Origin of the sequence: Nannocystis bainbridge, assembly GCF_028368995.1 — a bacterium.
Classification (GTDB): Bacteria; Myxococcota_A; Polyangia; order Nannocystales; family Nannocystaceae; genus Nannocystis; species Nannocystis bainbridge.
The window spans coordinates 2,326,605-2,343,772 of sequence record NZ_JAQNDL010000003.1 but is presented as its reverse complement, the minus strand read 5'-3'; the positions used below and the strand labels follow the sequence as shown (position 1 = coordinate 2,343,772).

The 17,168-nt window shown below is 72.2% G+C and carries 12 protein-coding genes; 9 read left to right on the top strand and 3 right to left on the bottom strand.

Annotated features, from left to right (window positions below; all coding sequences use genetic code 11):
* The first annotated feature begins 72 nt into the window (after positions 1–72).
* From POL25_RS44670 to POL25_RS34490, 5 genes are all read left to right on the top strand, one after another.
* A complete protein-coding gene (locus POL25_RS44670; RefSeq protein WP_272090568.1) occupies positions 73–1,011 on the top strand; it encodes a DUF4384 domain-containing protein in 939 nt (312 codons plus the stop codon).
* A gap of 119 nt (positions 1,012–1,130) precedes the next feature.
* Positions 1,131–2,489 carry a hypothetical protein gene (locus POL25_RS34505; protein WP_272090567.1) on the top strand — a complete coding sequence of 453 codons (1,359 nt, stop codon included), beginning with the start codon at positions 1,131–1,133 and terminating at the stop codon, positions 2,487–2,489.
* The gene (locus tag POL25_RS34500) at positions 2,486–5,974 is read left to right on the top strand and encodes a caspase family protein (protein WP_272090566.1); all 3,489 of its coding nucleotides are present in this window, start codon (positions 2,486–2,488) and stop codon (positions 5,972–5,974) included. Before POL25_RS34505 ends, POL25_RS34500 begins: the two co-directional genes overlap by 4 nt.
* 277 nt (positions 5,975–6,251) lie before the next feature.
* Entirely contained in the window at positions 6,252–6,764 is a 513-nt protein-coding gene (locus POL25_RS34495) for a cupin domain-containing protein (RefSeq protein ID WP_272090565.1), read from the top strand.
* A 53-nt stretch (positions 6,765–6,817) separates the two neighbouring features.
* Positions 6,818–8,950 carry a hypothetical protein gene (locus POL25_RS34490; protein WP_272090564.1) on the top strand — a complete coding sequence of 711 codons (2,133 nt, stop codon included), beginning with the start codon at positions 6,818–6,820 and terminating at the stop codon, positions 8,948–8,950.
* Between the two features lie 92 nt (positions 8,951–9,042).
* Here POL25_RS34490 and POL25_RS34485 read toward each other — a convergent pair whose 3' ends face one another.
* Together POL25_RS34485 and POL25_RS34480 are read right to left on the bottom strand one after the other, a co-directional pair.
* Positions 9,043–11,181, bottom strand: coding sequence for a hypothetical protein (locus tag POL25_RS34485; protein ID WP_272090563.1), 2,139 nt, complete (start codon positions 11,179–11,181; stop codon positions 9,043–9,045).
* A 48-nt stretch (positions 11,182–11,229) separates the two neighbouring features.
* Complete coding sequence (locus POL25_RS34480; protein WP_272090562.1) at positions 11,230–11,793, bottom strand: alpha-ketoglutarate-dependent dioxygenase AlkB; 564 nt, start codon at positions 11,791–11,793, stop codon at positions 11,230–11,232.
* Between the two features lie 98 nt (positions 11,794–11,891).
* Between POL25_RS34480 and POL25_RS34475 the strand changes: the two genes are divergently transcribed.
* From POL25_RS34475 to POL25_RS34460, 4 genes are all read left to right on the top strand, one after another.
* The gene (locus POL25_RS34475; protein ID WP_272090561.1) at positions 11,892–12,740 is read left to right on the top strand and encodes an EamA family transporter; all 849 of its coding nucleotides are present in this window, start codon (positions 11,892–11,894) and stop codon (positions 12,738–12,740) included.
* Between the two features lie 32 nt (positions 12,741–12,772).
* Positions 12,773–13,288, top strand: a complete 516-nt coding sequence (locus POL25_RS34470; protein ID WP_272090560.1) for a hypothetical protein — start codon at positions 12,773–12,775, stop codon at positions 13,286–13,288.
* Positions 13,289–13,388: 100 nt separating this feature from the next.
* Positions 13,389–14,408, top strand: coding sequence for a cupin-like domain-containing protein (locus tag POL25_RS34465; protein WP_272090559.1), 1,020 nt, complete (start codon positions 13,389–13,391; stop codon positions 14,406–14,408).
* A gap of 211 nt (positions 14,409–14,619) precedes the next feature.
* Positions 14,620–15,141, top strand: coding sequence for a periplasmic heavy metal sensor (locus POL25_RS34460; RefSeq protein ID WP_272090558.1), 522 nt, complete (start codon positions 14,620–14,622; stop codon positions 15,139–15,141).
* Between the two features lie 151 nt (positions 15,142–15,292).
* Here the strand turns inward: POL25_RS34460 and POL25_RS34455 are convergent, their stop codons facing one another.
* Entirely contained in the window at positions 15,293–17,056 is a 1,764-nt protein-coding gene (locus POL25_RS34455; RefSeq protein WP_272090557.1) for a right-handed parallel beta-helix repeat-containing protein, read from the bottom strand.
* Between the last annotated feature and the right edge of the window lie 112 nt (positions 17,057–17,168).

The window sequence follows — 17,168 nt, the reverse complement described above, 5'->3', positions numbered from 1 at the left end:
CCCCGGGCCGGTGCGGGCAGGTTGCTCACGCACATGCGCGCTGGCTCGAGGGTTGGAGTAGCATTCGTCGCAGTGGCGCTCGGTTTCGCGCTGGGCAGCTGCAAAAAATCGGGCGGCAGCGGCAGCCCCGATTGCGACACCGAGATCCGCTACGACGCGCGCAAGGTCGAGGGCCGCGTCAACGTCGGCAAGTTCGGGGCCGAGGCCGAGACGTCGGTGGCGGCGGTCCGCGAGGTCGACTCGGCGGTCGAGCGCTATCTGTCGCGCTGGCGGACGCTGTGCATGGATTACAAGAACGGCGCGATGTCGCCGGACGAGTACCGCGGCGAGGCGCGATCGCTGCGCGAGCGGATGGAGAAGCTCGAGAGCCTGCTGCTGGTGCTCGAGCACGCGCCCGACGCGGAGTCGTATCAGAAGGCGCTGAAGCAGATCTACGTGGCGATGGTGCCCGCCGAGCAGGCGGTCGACCTCCAGCTCGAATTCGGGGTGCTGGCGCAACGGCCAGGCGAGTCGCAATACTCGGTGGTGCCGCCGAACGCCGCGATCGCCACCGGCACCAACGTGTACCTCACGCTCCGCACCAGCGCGCAGGCGCACGTGTATCTATATCAAGAGACGCCGTCGGGCGGGATCAACGTGATGTTCCCGCATCCGCAGATGCCCATGGCCAATCCGCTGCCGGCGGGCAAGGACCTGCGGATCCCGCCGCAGCCGGGCTTCTTCACGCTGGAGGCCGACGGGGTCGGGCTCGAGCAGGTCCACGTCGTCGCGTCGGTCGAGCCGCTGACCCGGCTCGAGACGGCGCTCGGCAAGCAGAAGACGAACGCCGACGAGCTGGCCTGCGGAGCCCGCGATCTCTCGTACAACCCGGGCACGCCGTGCGGCGGGACCCAGGCGCGCACGTTCGGGCTGGCCCAGCCCGGCGACGCGCCGGGTGTGTCGATGAAGGCCGCCAACACGGCGGGTGCGACCAGCATCCACCAGATCTTCGCGTTCCAGCACACGCCCTGATCGATGGGGTGATTTCGTTGGGGTGATTTCGGCCGCCGCGGATCGGCGGCCCTCCGGCGCGGCGGATATCGCCGCAGCGAGGAAGTGATACGATGCGCGCAATGTCGACGCCGGGTCGCGTGGGTGTCCGAGCTGTGTGTGTATTGGCGGCGACGCTGGCGTTCGCGCGGGTGGCCCACGCGGGGCCGCCGTGGGGCACCGACGACGGCAGCTTTCAGGCGACGTACCTGCAGGCCGGCGATCTCGCGAGCCCGTCGGACATGACGGGGGACTGGGCCAAGGCCGGCTGTGAGCCGGGCGCGGCGCAGTTCGGCTGCACGCACTGGGGGAAGAAGCTGTGGACGGCGAAGGACGCTTCGACGGCGATGTGGCAGGTCCACGATCTGCGGTGGGTGTTCCCCAGCGCCGACGCGGCGGCGCGGTTCATGCCCTCGGCGATGGACGAGCTGGCCGAGGGCCTGCCGCCGGTCAACACGCCGCCGGCGGTCGGGGCCGATACGCGGATGTTCACCGCGCAGGGCGACACCTACGGCATCGGCATCGAGGTCATCATGTACAACCTCGTGTTCCGGGTCGACAACGTGGTGGTCAAGCTGTTCGTCGCCCAGGGGCCCGAGGCCAAGCAGCGCAAGATCTTGACGCCGCTGATGGTCGCCGCGTTGGGGCAGAAGGCGGTCGAGCGCATCCGGGCCGCCGAGCCGCGCGGGGTCGCTGCGGCGCCGGTGCCGGTGCAGCCGCAGCCGCAACCAGTCGAGCCCGTGCCGGCCCCGTCGGCGCCGGTCGAGTCAGTCCCGGTCGCGCCGACGCCCGAGCCGGCGCCCGAGCCCGCGCCCGAGCGATCGAAGGGGCGGCTCGCCAGGGAGATCAAGGATTACTGGCGCGGCGGCTCGCACAAGTCCTACGTGTTCGTCGGCGGCAACTACAGCAAGGCGTTCGGCGACTACACGCTGTCGGGCCTCAAGCTGACGGAGAAGAACGGGTTCGACATCTCGATCGGGGCGCTGCTGCACCCGCGGGCCTATGTGCAGTTCACGTTCCACCGCGACGTGTGGCAGGTGCCGAAGGTCGAGGAATTGCTGGTGCGGCGGGTCGAGATCATCTACGGATTCGACCTGCTGGCGCTGCCGCCCGACTGGCGGGTACGCCCGGCATTGATGGCACTGCTGGGGTTCGGGCTCGGCTTCGGCCGCACCGATTCACTGGTGGGCGAGGCCGATCCGAACTTGCCGGCGCCGCTGCCGATGGTCAAGGAGGGGCGGGCGATCGGGATCGGCGGGATCTTCGGCGGTGACTTCGCGCTGCACATTCGCGTGACCCGCGGCTTCGAGCTGGCGCCGTACGCCGGGATCACGCTGCCGGCCTATCGTTATAGCAACGACTTCCCGGCGGCCGAGCGGCACATCGACGGCGAGCGCGGGTTCGGCCGGGCGTGGCGCTGGCACGTGGGCCTGAAGATCGGGTTTCAGGGGTCGCGATGAGGGCTGCGACGATTCGGGCCTGGGGCCTCGCGGGGCTGGTGTGCGCGACGCTCGGGGCGGTTGGCTGCAAGCGCCCGACGGTGCGCGCGCCGGAGGAGCCGGCGGCGACGGCGGGCGTGGAGGCGGGGCCGCAGCCGGAATTGGTGGTGCAGGCCGGATCGAGCCACTGGGTGAGGGACACCAAGTTCTCGCCCGACGGCCGGTGGCTGGCGGTGGCCAGCGTCGACGGGCTGGTCAAGCTGTACGACGTGCGCATGGGCAAGGAGTGGCGCACGCTCACCGGCGCGACCGGGCCGGTCCATGCATTGTCGTGGAGCGGCGACGGCAAGCGCCTGGCGGCCGCGGGCTTCGACAAGGCGATTCACGTGTGGGAGGTGGCGAGCGGGGTCGAGGTGGCGACATTGCCGGGCCACAGCGGGTGGGTCGGCAGCGTCGAGTTTTCACCCGACGGCAAGCGGCTGGCCAGCGCGGCGCAGATCCAGGACCAGGTGGTCGCTATCTGGGACCTCGAGCAAAAGGCGGTCAAGCACGCGCTGATGCACACCCAGGAGGTCAAGGACCTGGCGTGGTCGCGCGACGGCAAGACGCTGCTGACGGTGACCGACGAGGTCCAGGTGTGGAACGCCGAGGCGGGCGGGCTGCTCGGCACGATCGCGGTCGCGGCGGGCGGCGCCGGCGGCAAGCGTCTGCGCTTCAGCCCCGACGGCAAGCTGGTGGCGATCGACGCCGGCGAGGCGGTCCACGTCTACGACGCGGGCTCGTGGGCCGAGGCCGCGCGGGTGCCGGGCACGCTGGTCGGGTGGGCGAATGATGGCGAGCTGACGGTCCACCGCGGGCGTGAGCTGCTGCGGGTCGAGCCGCGCAGCGGGCGGCGCATCAGCGGGTTCGCGGCCGCGCAAGACTCGGGGCTGGCGCGCGCGGAGCTGTCGCCGGGCGGGCGCGTGGCGGCGGCGATCGACGACATGCAGGTCGACCTCTACGACGGGGCCACGGGGGCCAAGCTGCGGACGTTCCGCAGCACGTTCTGGAACACTGTCGGCGGGGCGTTCGGCAACGACGCGAAGCTGCTGCACGTGGCGTGGAGCCCGAACGCGCCGGTGATCGCGACGGCGGGCTTCGACGGGCTGCTGCGGGTGATCGACCTGCGGCGCGGGGCGGCGCCGAAGTCGGTGCCGGCGGGGCCCAAGGTCGAGCGCGATCCGGCAGAGGAGAATTTCCTCGGGTTCGAGTGGGCCAAGGTCGGGCTGGTCGACGACGTGCAGTTCTCGCGCGACGGGCGTCACCTGATCACGCGCGACGGCCTCGGCGTGTCGATGTGGGACGCGCGCACGCTGACGCTGGTGCGCCGGTTCGCGGCCGAGGGCGCGACGGCCCAGTCGATGGCGCCCGACGGCAACTCGCTGGCGATCGCCCACGGCGACGCGGTGGTGTCGGTGTACGAGGTGGCCACGGGCAAGCGCCTGCGCAGCAGCAAGGGCGGGGGGCTCGAGGCGGGCTGTCAGGAGAGCATGGGCCGCCAGACGCTTTCGACGATGGCGACGGTGTCGGGGCTCGGGTGGTCGGCCGACGCGAAGACGATCTACGTGGTGTTCAAAGACACCTCGACGTTCGTCGAGTTCGACGCGAAGACGTTCGCGCTCGGCAAGGGCGGCTGCGCCCACCGCGACAGCATCAATGGGGTGACCTGGTCCGACGCGCGCGACAAGGTGGCGATCGGCGCCGGGACGCACATGCTGGCGCAGACGATCAGCGAGATCAGCTTCGGCGACAACGCGGTCCACGTGTTCGGGCTCGCGGGCGAGATGCCGCTGCTGCACCGCCTGAAGGGCCACTCGCTGGCGGTGCTCGGGGCCGACTTCAGCCGCGACGGAAACCTGCTGGCGACGGCCAGCGCCGACCGCACGGCGCGGCTGTGGGACATGCGCACGGGCTCGCTGGTGGCGACGCTGGCGGGCCACGGGGCGGAGGTCGACTCGGTGGCGTTCAGCCACGACGACCGCTTCGTGGCGACCGCGAGCTATGACCTGACGGTCAAGGTGTGGGACCTGGCGACGAAGGCCGAGGTGGCGACGATCGTGACGATCGGGGCCGACGGCTACGTGATCGAGACGCCCGATCATTACTACACGGCGTCGCGTCAGGGGTTCGAGTCGGTGTCGTTCCGGCTCGGCGAGACGATCGTGCCGGTCGAGCTGTTCGACCTGCGGCTCAATCGCCCGGACCTGGTGCTGCGGCGGTTCGGCTACGCGCCGCCGGAATTGCTGGGGCTGTACGAGAAGGCCTACAAGAAGCGCCTGAAGAAGATGCGCATCGACGAGGCGTCGCTGCGGCCGGAGTACCACCTGCCGACGGCGAAGATCACGAGCGAGGTGCCGGTCAGCACGCCGGAGCGGACGTTGCAACTGCAACTGACGGCCACCGACGATCGCTTCGAGCTCGACCGCCTGCTGGTGTACGTCAACGACGTGCCGATCCACGGCTCGGCGGGCATCGATCTGCGGCCGGAGAATTCGCGCCGCCACGAGCGCTCGCTGGCGATCGAGCTGCTGCCGGGGCGCAACAAGATCCAGGTGTCGACGCTCAACGCGGCCGGCACCGAGTCGCGCAAGGACACGGTCGAGGTGGTGTCGACGGCGTCGGCGCGCGCGTCGGATCTTTACGTGCTGGCGGTCGGGGTGTCGCAGTACGCCGACGTGAAGCTGAACCTCAAGTACGCGGCCAAGGACGCGCGCGACGTCGCCGGGCTGTTCAAGGCCCGCGGCAAGCGGTTCGGCAAGGTCGAGGTGCTGCAGATCCTCGACGGTGAGGCCCGCCGCGAGAACATCCTGGCGGCCCGGCAGGCGCTTCAAAACACCAAGATCGACGATCAGGTGGTGGTGTTCGTGGCCGGGCACGGGATGCTCGACACCAACCTCGATTATTACTTCGTGACCCACGACTTCGAGCGCGAGGCGCCGGGCAAGCGCGGGCTGTCGTACGAGCAGCTCGAGAGCCTGCTCGACGGGATCCCGGCGCGGCGCAAGCTGATGATGATGGACACCTGCCATTCGGGCGAGGTCGACGAGGACGCGATCCGCACGCCGCCGCCGGTGCCGGGCGGGGCGGTCCGCGGCGGCGGGCAGGTCAAGCTGGCGACCGATTTCCGCTCGTTCAGCTACAGCGGGGCGATCCAGAGCCCGGACAGCACGCACGAGCTGCTGGCGCAGCTGTTCGCCGATCTGCGCCGCGGCTCGGGGGCGGCGGTGATCTCGTCGGCCAGCGGGGCCGAGTTCGCGCTCGAGTCGCCGCAGTGGCAAAACGGGGTGTTCACGTTCAGCGTGCTGCAAGGGCTGACTTCGGGTCTGGCCGACCTCGACCGCGACGGCACGATCCGCGTGTCCGAGCTGCGCGACTACGTGGTCGGCGAGGTGCGACGGCTGACGCAGGGCGCTCAGACGCCGACGTCGCGCCGCGAGAACCTCGAGTTCGACTTCCCGGTGCTGTGAGGCGGGGGCGTCGTGACGCGTGACTGCGTGGGCGGCGAGGTGCGCCGGCTGACGCAGGGCCGCCGTCGCGCCGAGAGAGCCTCGGGTTCGACTTTCGAGTGCAGTGAGGGCGCGTGACGGGGCGTAATACGGACCTCGCCGCGTCTGCTCGCGACAGCGACGGCGCGGTGGCTGGATCTGCCGCGTCGAGCTCGAGGTCGTCGGCGCGTATCGAGTCCCGGCAAATGTGGCGAGAGGCGTTGCGAGGCGTGCGCGGGGTGATGTACGTTGCGGCGCGATGCCACGCCGCGGCGCTTCGATCCTCTTTGCGATGATGGTGACGATCGGCTGCGACCGCGCGCCGGCGCCGAAGAGCGAGCCGCAGGCGTCGGCGGCGAAGCAGGACGCGGCGAAGCAGGATGCGGCGAAGCAAGAGACGCCGCTGCCGGCGGCGGTGACGTCGCTGGCGCAGGCGGAGCACCGGCAGAAGGGCGGCGGGGCGGCGCAGATCTGGACGCTGGCGCGGGGCCGCAACGCGTTCATCGGCAAGCTCGAGATGGCCCCGGGGGGTAAGGTGCCCGAGCACCGCGACCCGACCGAGGAGTACATTCACATCCTGAGCGGCGCGGGCATTTTCATGATCGACGGGCAATCGCACGAGGTGGGCCCGGGGACGACGATCTACATGCCGCCGGGCGCGCTCGTCAGCTTCGAGAACGGGGCGGAGCCGCTGGTGGCGATCCAGGTGTTCGCGGGGCCGGAGCCGGCGAGCAAGTACGAGGCGTGGGAGCGGGTGCCGGCGTCGCCATGAATCGGGCGCGCGCGGGCGACCGCCGGGGCACGAGCCCGGTGCTACGATGGGATATGCGCGAAAGTTCGCGGTGGTGGTCCGGGGTGCTGGCGGCGGGGCTGGTCGTCGCCGGTTGTCGACCGAGGCCGGAGACGCCGACCGCGTCGCCGACGACGGCGCCCGTGGCCGCGCCGCCGACGACGCGCAAGCCGGCGGGGCCGCCGGCCGTGGCGCTGGCGCGGGCGCCGATCGATCTGCTGCCCGAAAGGACAGGTGTGGTGGTGAGCGCGGCGAGCGTGCGCCACCTGCTGCGCGTGGTCGACGTGGCGGCGCTGATCGGGACCTACCGGCCGTTTTACGAGCAGGCGTCGGCGTACCTCGAACAGATGTTGGGGGTGAACTTGCTCGACCCGGGGCGCTGGCCGGAGATCGGGGTCGACCCGGATCGGCCGATCGGCATGGCGCTGCTCGACGCGGGCAGCGGCGCGAGCTGTTACTTCTTCTCGCTGACCGACCCGCTGCGGTTCCGCGAATTCGTCGACCGCGCCGGGACGAAGCTCGGCGGGTCCGTCGACCTCGTGTTCGAGGACCGCGGGATCGTCCTGGCCCATGAGCCAGGTGCACCCCATCAGCTGGTGCTGCGCGACGAGTTCGCGTTCCTGGTGCTCGTCTCCAGCCCGCAGCTCGCGCCCTACGACTTCGCCCGCGAGCTGGCGAGCGTCGACCCGGCGCGCGGCCTGTCGGCGTCGCCGCGCTGGCAGCAGGCGATGACGCCGGTGCTGACGCGCGACCTGATCGCGTTCGTCGACGTCGCCGGCCGGCTGCGCGCGGACATCGAGGCGAGCCGACGCAGCGAGGAGAAGGCGACGAGCTGGGCGGAGCAGGAGCTGCAGCGGCTGCGCGAGCACGGGGCGCCGGCCGAGGACATCGCGCGCTGGGAGCAGGTCGCGGCCGAGCAGGAGGCGATGGACAGGCAGCAGCGCGAGCGTCGGCAGCGCGATCAGGAGGTGTGGCGCGCGCTGTTCGGACCGCTGGGGCCGATCGCGCTGGGGCTGTCGCTGGGGCCCGAGGCGATCACGGGGACGGCGCGGACGCGGGCGCCGGAGACGGCGCTGCTGCGGAAGGCGCTGCAGCCGGGGACGACGCCGCCGCTGGCGATCACGGCGGCGAGCGAGCGGGTGCTGCTGGGGACCAGCGGCAACCTCGACGTGAACGAGGGGCTGGCGGCGCTCGACGTGCTGCTGCGGGCCGACGGCCAGAGCGTCGACGCGCTGTTCGCGACGCTGCAGCGGGAGATCGGCGGCGAGCCGCGGACGGCGCTCGAGCTGCTCGACGGGGCGGTGAGCTTCGCGCTGACGACCGCGGACGCGCGGGCGCTGGCCCGCGCGGGCAACAAGGCGGAGCTCGGGTTCAACCTCGCGCTCGGGTTCAAGAGCGCGACGACGGCGGCGACGCTGGTCGCGGTGACGATGGCGAAGATCCCGGGCTCGTCGCTCGGTCGATCCGGGCTCAAGGTCAAGCGCGGCAAGGGGGGCGGGCACGTGGTGACGGTGCCGGCGTGGCGCGATGTCCATGTGGCGCTGGTCGGCTCGACGCTGACGATCTCGACCGACCCGAAGTTTGCTCCGCAGGTCGAGCGCGGATCGGCGCGCAAATGGCAGCCGCGGGTGGCCCAGGTCGGGCCGATCGTGACGAGCGCGGGCGCGGCGGCGACGCTGATGCTGGACCACGCGCTGCCGCTGGGGATCTTCATGGGCCGCGCCGGGGACGAGGGCGAGCGCTGGGACCCGTCGCGCAACCAGCCGTACTGGCGGTTCCCGTCGGCGACCCAGGGGGCGCTCGAGAAGGTGCCGCAGTCGCCGGGGTACAGGGCGCGGCTCAAGGAGTGGCTGCGGCTCGACGCGAAGATCGCCAAGGTCGAGGCGGCACAGCAGCGGCGGCGCAGAGAGATGACGCTGGCGGCGGCGGACAGCCTGGGGATGATGGCGGTGAACCTGCGCGAGACGGCGGAGGGGCTGGAGGCGGAGGGCGGGCAGTTCTTCGGGCCGGGCGGGCTGACCCGCACGATCGAGCGCATGATCGAGGGGCTGGCGGCGACGGAGACGGACTACTCGCTGCACGAGGAGCGCGGGCGGATCGAGCAAGAGCTGCAGGAGATCCGGATCCGCGACCTCGAGCGCGCGCTCGGGGTGCGGGCGGGCGAGTGATGCGCTTATGGACATGCCTTTCGAGGCATGTCTGTTCGGTCATGTCGTGAAGAGCATGTCCCGGAGGGCATGCTCTCCGGGACAGCCCGTGATCAGCGGTTCGGCAGGCCGAGCAGGAGCTCGACGGTGCCCGGGCCGAGCGGGTCGTCTTCCATGGCCGGGCGGCCGCCCGACGGCGGGTTGAAGACCACGGGGTAGCGGAGGCGGTAGATCTGGTCGTCGAGGCGGCCGGCGGGGATCTCGAGCGCCCAGGCGGCCTCGAGCAGGCAGGCCTCGAAGCCGGGCTCGCGGCGCGCGAGGCCGGTGGTGTCGACCCTGGCGAACATCACCTCGCCCTTGCCGACCTCGATCTCGAACACGACCTTGCCGCCGAGCTGCTGGTCGCGCATGAGCCCCTTATTGAAACAGGCGCGGGCGCGGGGGAACACGCGGATCCCGAGGTAGTTGCGGAAGATCTTCTCGTCGAGGAAGCCGCGCTCTTCGCCGTTGCCGCGGCCGGCCCAGGTGATGCCGAGCCGGGCCACGCGCTGTTGATTGAGGCCGAACCACGGCGGGCGCGTGAAGCCGTCGGCGGCGGCGCGCTCGAGGTCGGCGACGCCGAACGAGGCGACCAGGGCGGCGGGCGGCGGCGGCGTGGTGACGGCGCGCAAGGTCCGGCTGGTGCGCGCGCCGGCCAGCTTGCCGCGCACGCCGACGCTCGGCGGGGCGCCGGTGTAGCGGCCGCGGACGACGAGCACGTTGCCGGCGACGAGGGCGCCAGGGGCCGGCTCGTCGAGGCTGGCGCGGCGCGGCAGCGACAGCTCGAGGTCGGAGAGGACGGCGGGGGCGGCCAGCAGGGCTTCGGTGAGGCCCTCGGGCGGTTCGCCGCCGCTGCGGCGGGCGTGCTGGGCCAGCGACTCGAGGCTGATGCGGGCCCCGAGCGCGGTGGCGACGCTGGCGATCGGGTGCTGCGGGGTGATGCCGCCGCGCAGCAGCATCGGCTCGTCGACGATGAAGAGCAGCTCGGGGCGGGCGGAGTTGGCGAGGCTGTCCGAAAAGACATCCCCGATCTGGCGCGCGCCGATGCTGGCGGGCAGCATGCCGTCGGTGATGACGACGACGAGCGGGCGGCGGGCCCCGCGAGCGGCGATCCGGCGGCCGGCGAGGGCGAGGGCGGCGGCGAGGTCGGTGCCCTGTTCGCGGGCGCCGGCGTCGAGGGCCGCGGCGACGCGGTCGCGGGCGCCGCGGTCGCGCACGCCAGGGAACTCGCCGCCTTCGAGCAGGGGCCGGGCGGTGCGGGCGAAGCTGATGGCGTCGAAGGTGAGGCTCGGCGGCAGCTCGTCGAACAGGCCGGCGATCGCGGCGAAGGCGTCGCGGTGGAGGTCGGGGGCGGTGCTGCGCGAGCGGTCGAGCACGACGACGACGTGGTCGGGCCGCGGCGGCGGGGCGGCGCCGAGGCGCAGGTAGGCGCGGAAGCGGCCGCTCCTGGCCTTGCCGCCCGGAGGGGTCGGGTCGGGCACGAGCTCGAGGTGGCCGTCGAGGATGCTCCTGTCCTTCGAGACATGTTTATGAGGCCAGGAGACGACGGACCGCTCCTCGGGGTGCGAGACGAGCACGGCGGCGCCGTCGCTGGCGCGGTCGTCGAGCCAGAAGCGGGCGGTCTCGCCAGGGCGGCTGCCCTGGACGATGACGCGGCGCTCGGGCGCGAGGCCCCAGCGGTCGTCGCCGCGGCCCGGCAGCTCGAGCTCCCAGCGGTCGGCCCGCAGCCGCGGCGGGGCCTTGAGCTGCAGCTCGAGCTGAATGCTGGTCTCGGGGTCGAGGTTGAAGACGACGACCTCGGCGGCCGGCAGGTCGCCGGCGACGGCAGGCGCGAGGGCGCGGGCGAAGACGGTGCCGGAGGCGCGGTGGGCCGGCTCGACGGCGACGCCGGCAGGACGACCGGGGCTCCAGGTGCCGTCGCGCGCCACGGCGAGGCCGACGAGCTCGGCGTCGCGGGGCAAGGCGAGGCTGAGGACCGCGTCCTGGCGGCGCTTGCTGGCGTTGTGGAGCGCGATGCGCAGGCGCAGGTCGACCTTGTAGCCGTCGACCCCGGCGACGATCGCCTCGTAGGAGAGCTCCTGCACCGGGATGAAGTTGCGCTCGGGGTTCGCCTGGACGTCGATGTGCAGGTTGTCGGCGCGGGCCGGTCCGGCGACGAGGTCGCCGACGAGGAGGACGGCTGCGACGGCGAGGGTCCGGGGCGCGGCAGACACGATGGTCGAGTGTAACGCGGCAGCCCCGGAACGGACGTGGGACCGCGATCAGCGGCGGAGATCGCGGAGGACGGTGCGGAAGGTCAGCGACAGGCGACGGCCGCGTGGGCCGCGATCGGGGTCGCTCCGGCGCGCGGGGATGGCGTGGCGCCAGCGGTAGCGCGCGTCGTCGGCGAGGATCAGGAGGCTGCGCGGGGCGAGCCACACGTCGGCCCGCGAGCCCGTGTCAGGATGCGACAGCGCCATGGTCGCGCCGCTGCCGAGGCTGAGAGAGGCGACCACCGGGCCGAAGCAGGGGACGCAGTCGATGTGGGCGGAGATCCCCTGGCCAGGCAGGTACTCGTTGACGATGACCTGGTCCGGAGGACAGGTGAAGACGGCTTCGGCGTGCAGCCTCGCGGCCAGCTCGGCGGCCCACGCAGGCAGCGGCCCGAGCGGCTCGGCGGCTTCGACTTTGCGGCCGCGGTAGGCGTAGCGGTAACCGTGGTGCTGGACGCGGCGGCGCAGGCCGTCGTCCCACGGGAGGGCGTCGATGGCGGCGAGGAGGTCCCGCTCGCGCTCGGCGGAGATCCACGCAGGCTTGAGGCGCAGGCCGGGGACCGTGGCGGCCATGCGTGATGCTGCCACGGTGAGAGAGCGGTCGCCGTGTGCAATTGCGCGCGTGGGCCGGGCTTGCATGCGCGCCCGAACTGCGGGATGGCGGCCAGGCCATGCGCTCCTTGCTCGCGGCGACCCTGCTCTGGGCGTTCTCCTTCGGGCTGATCAAGCGCCACCTGGGCGGCCTCGATCCGAACTTCGTGGCGGCGATGCGGCTGCTGCTGGCGGTGCCGCTGTTCCTGCCGCTGCTGCGCGTGCGCGGGCTGGGGCCCGGCCTCGTCGCGCGGTTGATGACGATCGGGGCGGTGCAGTACGGGCTGATGTACGTCGGCTACATCACCGCGTTCCAGTTCGCGGCGGCCCACGAGGTGGTGCTGTACACGGTGCTGACGCCGCTGTACGTGGCGCTGATCTGCGACGCGTACGCGCGCCGGTTCGATGTGGTCAATGTCGGGCTGGCGGCGGTGGCGGCGGCAGGCGCGGCGGTGATCCAGCATCGCGAGGGCGCAGGGGTGGCGTGGCTCGGGTTCGTGTTGGTGCAGCTGTCGAGCCTGTGCTTCGCGTGGGGGCAGGCGGCGTACCGTCGGCTGCGGCGCGAGCGGACCGATCTGCGCGACCGCGAGGTCATCGCGCTGCTGTACCTGGGCGGGATCGCGGTGACGGTGATCGCGGCGACCCTGAGCGGAGGCTGGGCGACGCTGACGAAGGTGTCAGGCACGCAGTGGCTGGTGTTCGCGTACCTCGGGGTGCTGGCGACGGGCGCGGGCTTTTATCTGTGGAACCGCGGGGCGGTGCAGGTCGGCGCGGGCGCGCTCGCGGTGGCCAACAACCTGAAGGTGCCGCTCGGGGTGCTGGTGGCGCTGACGATCTTCCAGGAGCAGGCCGACCTGCTGCGGCTGGCGCTCGGCGGCGGGCTCATGATTGCAGCGGCGGCCGTGGCGGCGCGGCGCGGCGAGGCTTGACAGGCCGCGGCGGAAATCGTCCGCTGCAGAGGATGACCGCGCCCAAACCTCCCTCGCTCACGCCGCTGCCGCCAGGACCGGCGCTGGTGCGCACGACGCTGATCGCGGTGACGCTCGGCAGCAGCGCCTGCGGCATGGAGAACAAGACCAGCGAGGCGACGAGCGAGACGACGCAGACGCCGTCGACGACGAGCTACGACCCGACGATCACGCCGATGTTCACGACGGCGATCCCGCCGATGGTGCCGCCGACGCCGACCGAGGGCACGACGAGCGCGTCGGCGACCGAGAGCACGACGGCGGTGCCGCCGATGCCGCAGCCGACGACCGAGGACGAGGAGACGATCGGGACGACGGCGGTGCCGCCGATGCCGCCACCCGAGACGACGACGGGGGAGGCGACGACGGCGATCCCGCCGATGCCGCCACCAGACACGACGGGGGACGGGACGACGGCGATCCCACCGATGCCGCCGCCGGACACGACGACGGGAGACGGGACGACGGCGATCCCGCCGATGCCGCCGCCGCAGACGACGGGACCGTGAATGGCGGGGGACGCCTCGGGACCGTCGCCGGGCGGCGGGACCAGATGTCCTCGAGGACATGTTCACATGGACATGTGCTAACGAGCATGGTTTTTAGAGCATGTCCCTGAGATCGGTAAAAATGTCGGCGCGGCGCGGGCGGGCCACGCTGGCGCCGGCGTTCCGCGCGTGGCTGGTCGAGAACCTGCTGCGCGGCGCGGACGAGGCGGCGATCCGGGCGGCGCTGGCAGAGCGCGGGGTGCCGGCAGCGACGATCGCCGGGGCGCTGGCGCGAGCGCGTGGCTCGGCCGAGCTGGCGGGCGCGCGAGCGGTGGCGGCGGGGCTGCGGCGCGAGGCGCTGGTGAATCGGCTGCGACGGACGCTGCGGGCCGCGGCGCCGCAGATCGAGCGCCGCCCGGCGCCCTCGCCGTCGGAGTTTTTAAGAAATTACTGGGCGACGGGCACGCCGGTGATCTTGAACGACGTGGTGCCGCGCTGGCCGGCGTTCTCGCGCTGGAGTCCGGCGGACCTGCGGGCGCGCTTCGGGGCGGCGGAGATCGAGATGTCGATCGGTCGCGCGGGCGACGACGATCCGGACGTGCGCTTCAAGCAGCACGTGCGACGGACGACGCTCGGCGACTACGTCGATCGTGTGCTCGCGGCCGGCGAGACGAACGACCTGTACCTGATCGCCAACAACCGCAACCTGGCACGACCGGGGCTGGCGGGGCTGCTGGCGGACATCGTGCTGCCGGCGGGTTACTTCGACGAGGCGCGCAGCGCCAGCTGCGGGGCGCTGTGGTTCGGACCGGCGGGCACGGTGACGTCGCTGCACCACGACACCTCGAACATCCTGTTCTTCCAGGTGGTGGGCCGCAAACGCTTCCGCCTTTACGCGCCCGACGAGCCGCAGCTGCTGGCGGCGGCGCGCGGGGTCTACAGCACGCTCGACCCGGAGGCGGCAGGCTCGGCGCTGGCGGAGTGCGGGCTCGACCTGGTGCTGCTGCCAGGCGAGGCGCTGTTCCTGCCGGTCGGCTGGTGGCACCACGTGCGCGCGCTCGATGTCAGCATCAGCGTGGCGTTCAACAATTTCGTGTGGCCCAATCAGTTCGAGTGGTTCAAGCCCGGCGCGCCCGGCTGAGGCCGGCGAACGGAGAGGGCGATGATTCGCCGCCTGCGCGTAGCCCGGGGACCGGCGCGCGCGGCGAGCCCGGCGCCCGCTTCGCCGGTTCGCCGGCGACCGGCGGTTGACAGCCGCAGGCCCGGACCGAATACTCGAAGGACGCGCGAGGCTTTCGCCCGCGCGGTCCGGACAGCGCCGGGAGCGAGAGCCCCGGCAGAAAGCGACAATCATGCATCCCTGGTTCTCTGCGTGGCGCGGGTTCGCGCGCCGGGTGGCCCCGTCTCGGCATTACGGGTATGAGGGCGCCGTTTGTGGTGGGTTTGGTAGAGGTCGCTGCGGCGACAGTGATGGCCCCGGTGGCGATGGTGGCGAGCCCGGCGGCGGCCCGGAGGGCTTCTTCTGGGGCGGCGGTCCGTTCGGCGTGCGCCGGCCGCTGCGGTTCCTGGCGTACAAGCTGGGGCTCGACGAGCGACAGGTCAGCGAGCTGGCGGTGATCCTCGACGGGCTCAAGGTCGAGCGCGCGCAAGCCGAGCTCGACCTCCGCCGCACCAGCGGCGGCTACGCCGATCTGCTGGCGGCCGAGACGTTCGACGAGGCCGCGGCGTCGGCGATCGCGGCCGAACGCACGCGCTCGGCCGAACGCGTGCAGAAGGCGGTGCAGGTGGCCGTGGGCAAGATCCACGCGCTGCTGGCCGAGGAGCAGCGGCGCCGCTTCGTGTACATGCTGCGCACCGGGCTGGTCCGGCTGTGACGGCGGGGCGATGATCCGCGCGGGTCATCGCTGGTGAATGCGTAGCTGGCGCGCGGGACATGTCTGAATGGACATGTCCCGCGGCGCTGGGAATGATGGCATGGCGTTTTGGACATGTTCGATTGAACATGTTCCAAGGCGCATGCAAGTCTCACAGGGCTGATTCGAGGGCGCCGATGGTGCACGGGTCGCCGCGGGGTTCGCCGCGCTGGTCGGTGGGCGGGCAGTCGCTGCCGGCCGCGAGGGCCGGGCTGCCGGCGAGCGGGGCGAGCGTCTGCGTCGGGCCGCCGTTGTCGGCCAGCGCGCCGAGCAGAGGGTCGACGCGGGAGATCGCCGGCGTGCAGTCCATGTCGTCCTGGGGGCCGGTCGGCCACTGGATGTTGTGCTCGCCGGTGCCCGGCGGAGTGGCGAACATCGAGCCGGTGCAATTGAGCGGGGTGTACTGATTCTCGGCGTCGTTGCTGATGATGGTGTTGCGGACCACGAGCGGGGTGACGCGCAGGATGCCAGACCCGAACTGGGCGGCGTTGCCGGCGATCGTACAGTTGAGGAGGGTGCCGGTGGTGTCGTCGCCGATGGTGAGGCCGGCACCGATCCCGCGCATGGTGAATTCGGGCTGCGGCCAGGTCGAATTGCCGGTGATGGTGACGTTGGTGAGGTCGGCGACGGCGGGCTGGGCCCCGTGGCCGAGGATCCACAGGCCGGCGGAGCCGCGGGCCTTGTTGCCGGAGATGGTCGAGTTGGTGAGGGTGACGGCGGTGCCCTGAATGTAGAGGGCGCCGCTGCTGGGCGAGGCGTCGTCGTCGTGGTCGGGGATCTGATTGTCGGCGAAGGTGCTGCGATCGATGATCGTGGACTCGCCCTCGTAGCCGGTGCGGAACAGCGCGGCCCCGAAGGCGCCGGCGCGGTTGCCCTGCACGGTGGCGCCGCAGATCTCGAGCGCGCGGCCGCTGCCGTCCATGACGATCGCGCCGCCGTTGCCGCCGTTGCCGGCCTGCTGGCCCATCATGTCGATGTAGTTGGCGCCGCGCCCGGTGGCCTCGTTGGCGGTGAAGGTGGAGTTGACGATCGTGAGGGCGGTGTGCAGCGCCCCGACGGCGCCGCCGTTGGCCGCGCGGTTGTCGTGAAAGGTGCAGCCGACGATGGTGGTGGCGCCGACGCCGATGCCGTAGATGGCGCCGCCGGCGACGTCGGGGCCCCAGGTGGCGGCCTCGTTGTTCTCGAAGGTGCTGTCGATGGCGGTGACGTTGCCGCCGAGGTGGAAGATGGCTCCGCCGCCGCCGTCGACGTCGGTGCCGAGCGGGGTCTCGGTGCCGGTGGCTTTGGCGTCGATGAAGCGCAGGCGCTGGACGGTGAGGTTCGGGCCCTGCGCCTCGAAGTTGCCGGTGTCCATGTCGAGGATCCGCGTGACGCCGCCGCCCGAGAGGGTGACCTGGTGGTCGCCGTCGAGGACGAGGTCGCCGGTGACCTTCAGCGGCTGGGCGAGGGTGATGGTGACAGGGCCGCCGCAGTCGAAGGTGACGACGCCGCCGCCGGCGACGGCGACGATCAGCGCGGCCTCGGTGCAGCTGGCAGGGGTGCCGTCGCCGACGACCGCGGTCGGGCGAGCGGTGTCGGCGAGCTCGACCGGGACTTCGCAGGTGCCGGCGGGCGGAGGCGGGGGCGGTTCGCCGGTGTCGGTGGGGTCGCCGGTGGTGAGGCCCGTGGTGGTAGCCGTGGTGGGGCCGGCGGTCGCGCTGCTGGCGTCGGTGGGACCGCCGGTGGTGCCCTCGCTGCCGGTCGAGGCGCCGGTCGGGCCGCCGGTGGCTTCGCCGCCAGTGGTGGCCGAACCTGTCCCTTCGGTCATGACGGCCCCGCCGTCGCCGCAGGCCGCGATGACGAGGGCGAGGGCGAGGCCGGGCTTGGGCTGCTGCATGCGGCGAAGGTACCGCGCGCTCGAAGGCAGCGGCGCGGGGGATCGAGGCGACACTGCCCGCGATGCGAGCGTTCTTTCATGACGACGTCGACATCCGCGGGAGCGCCGCGCG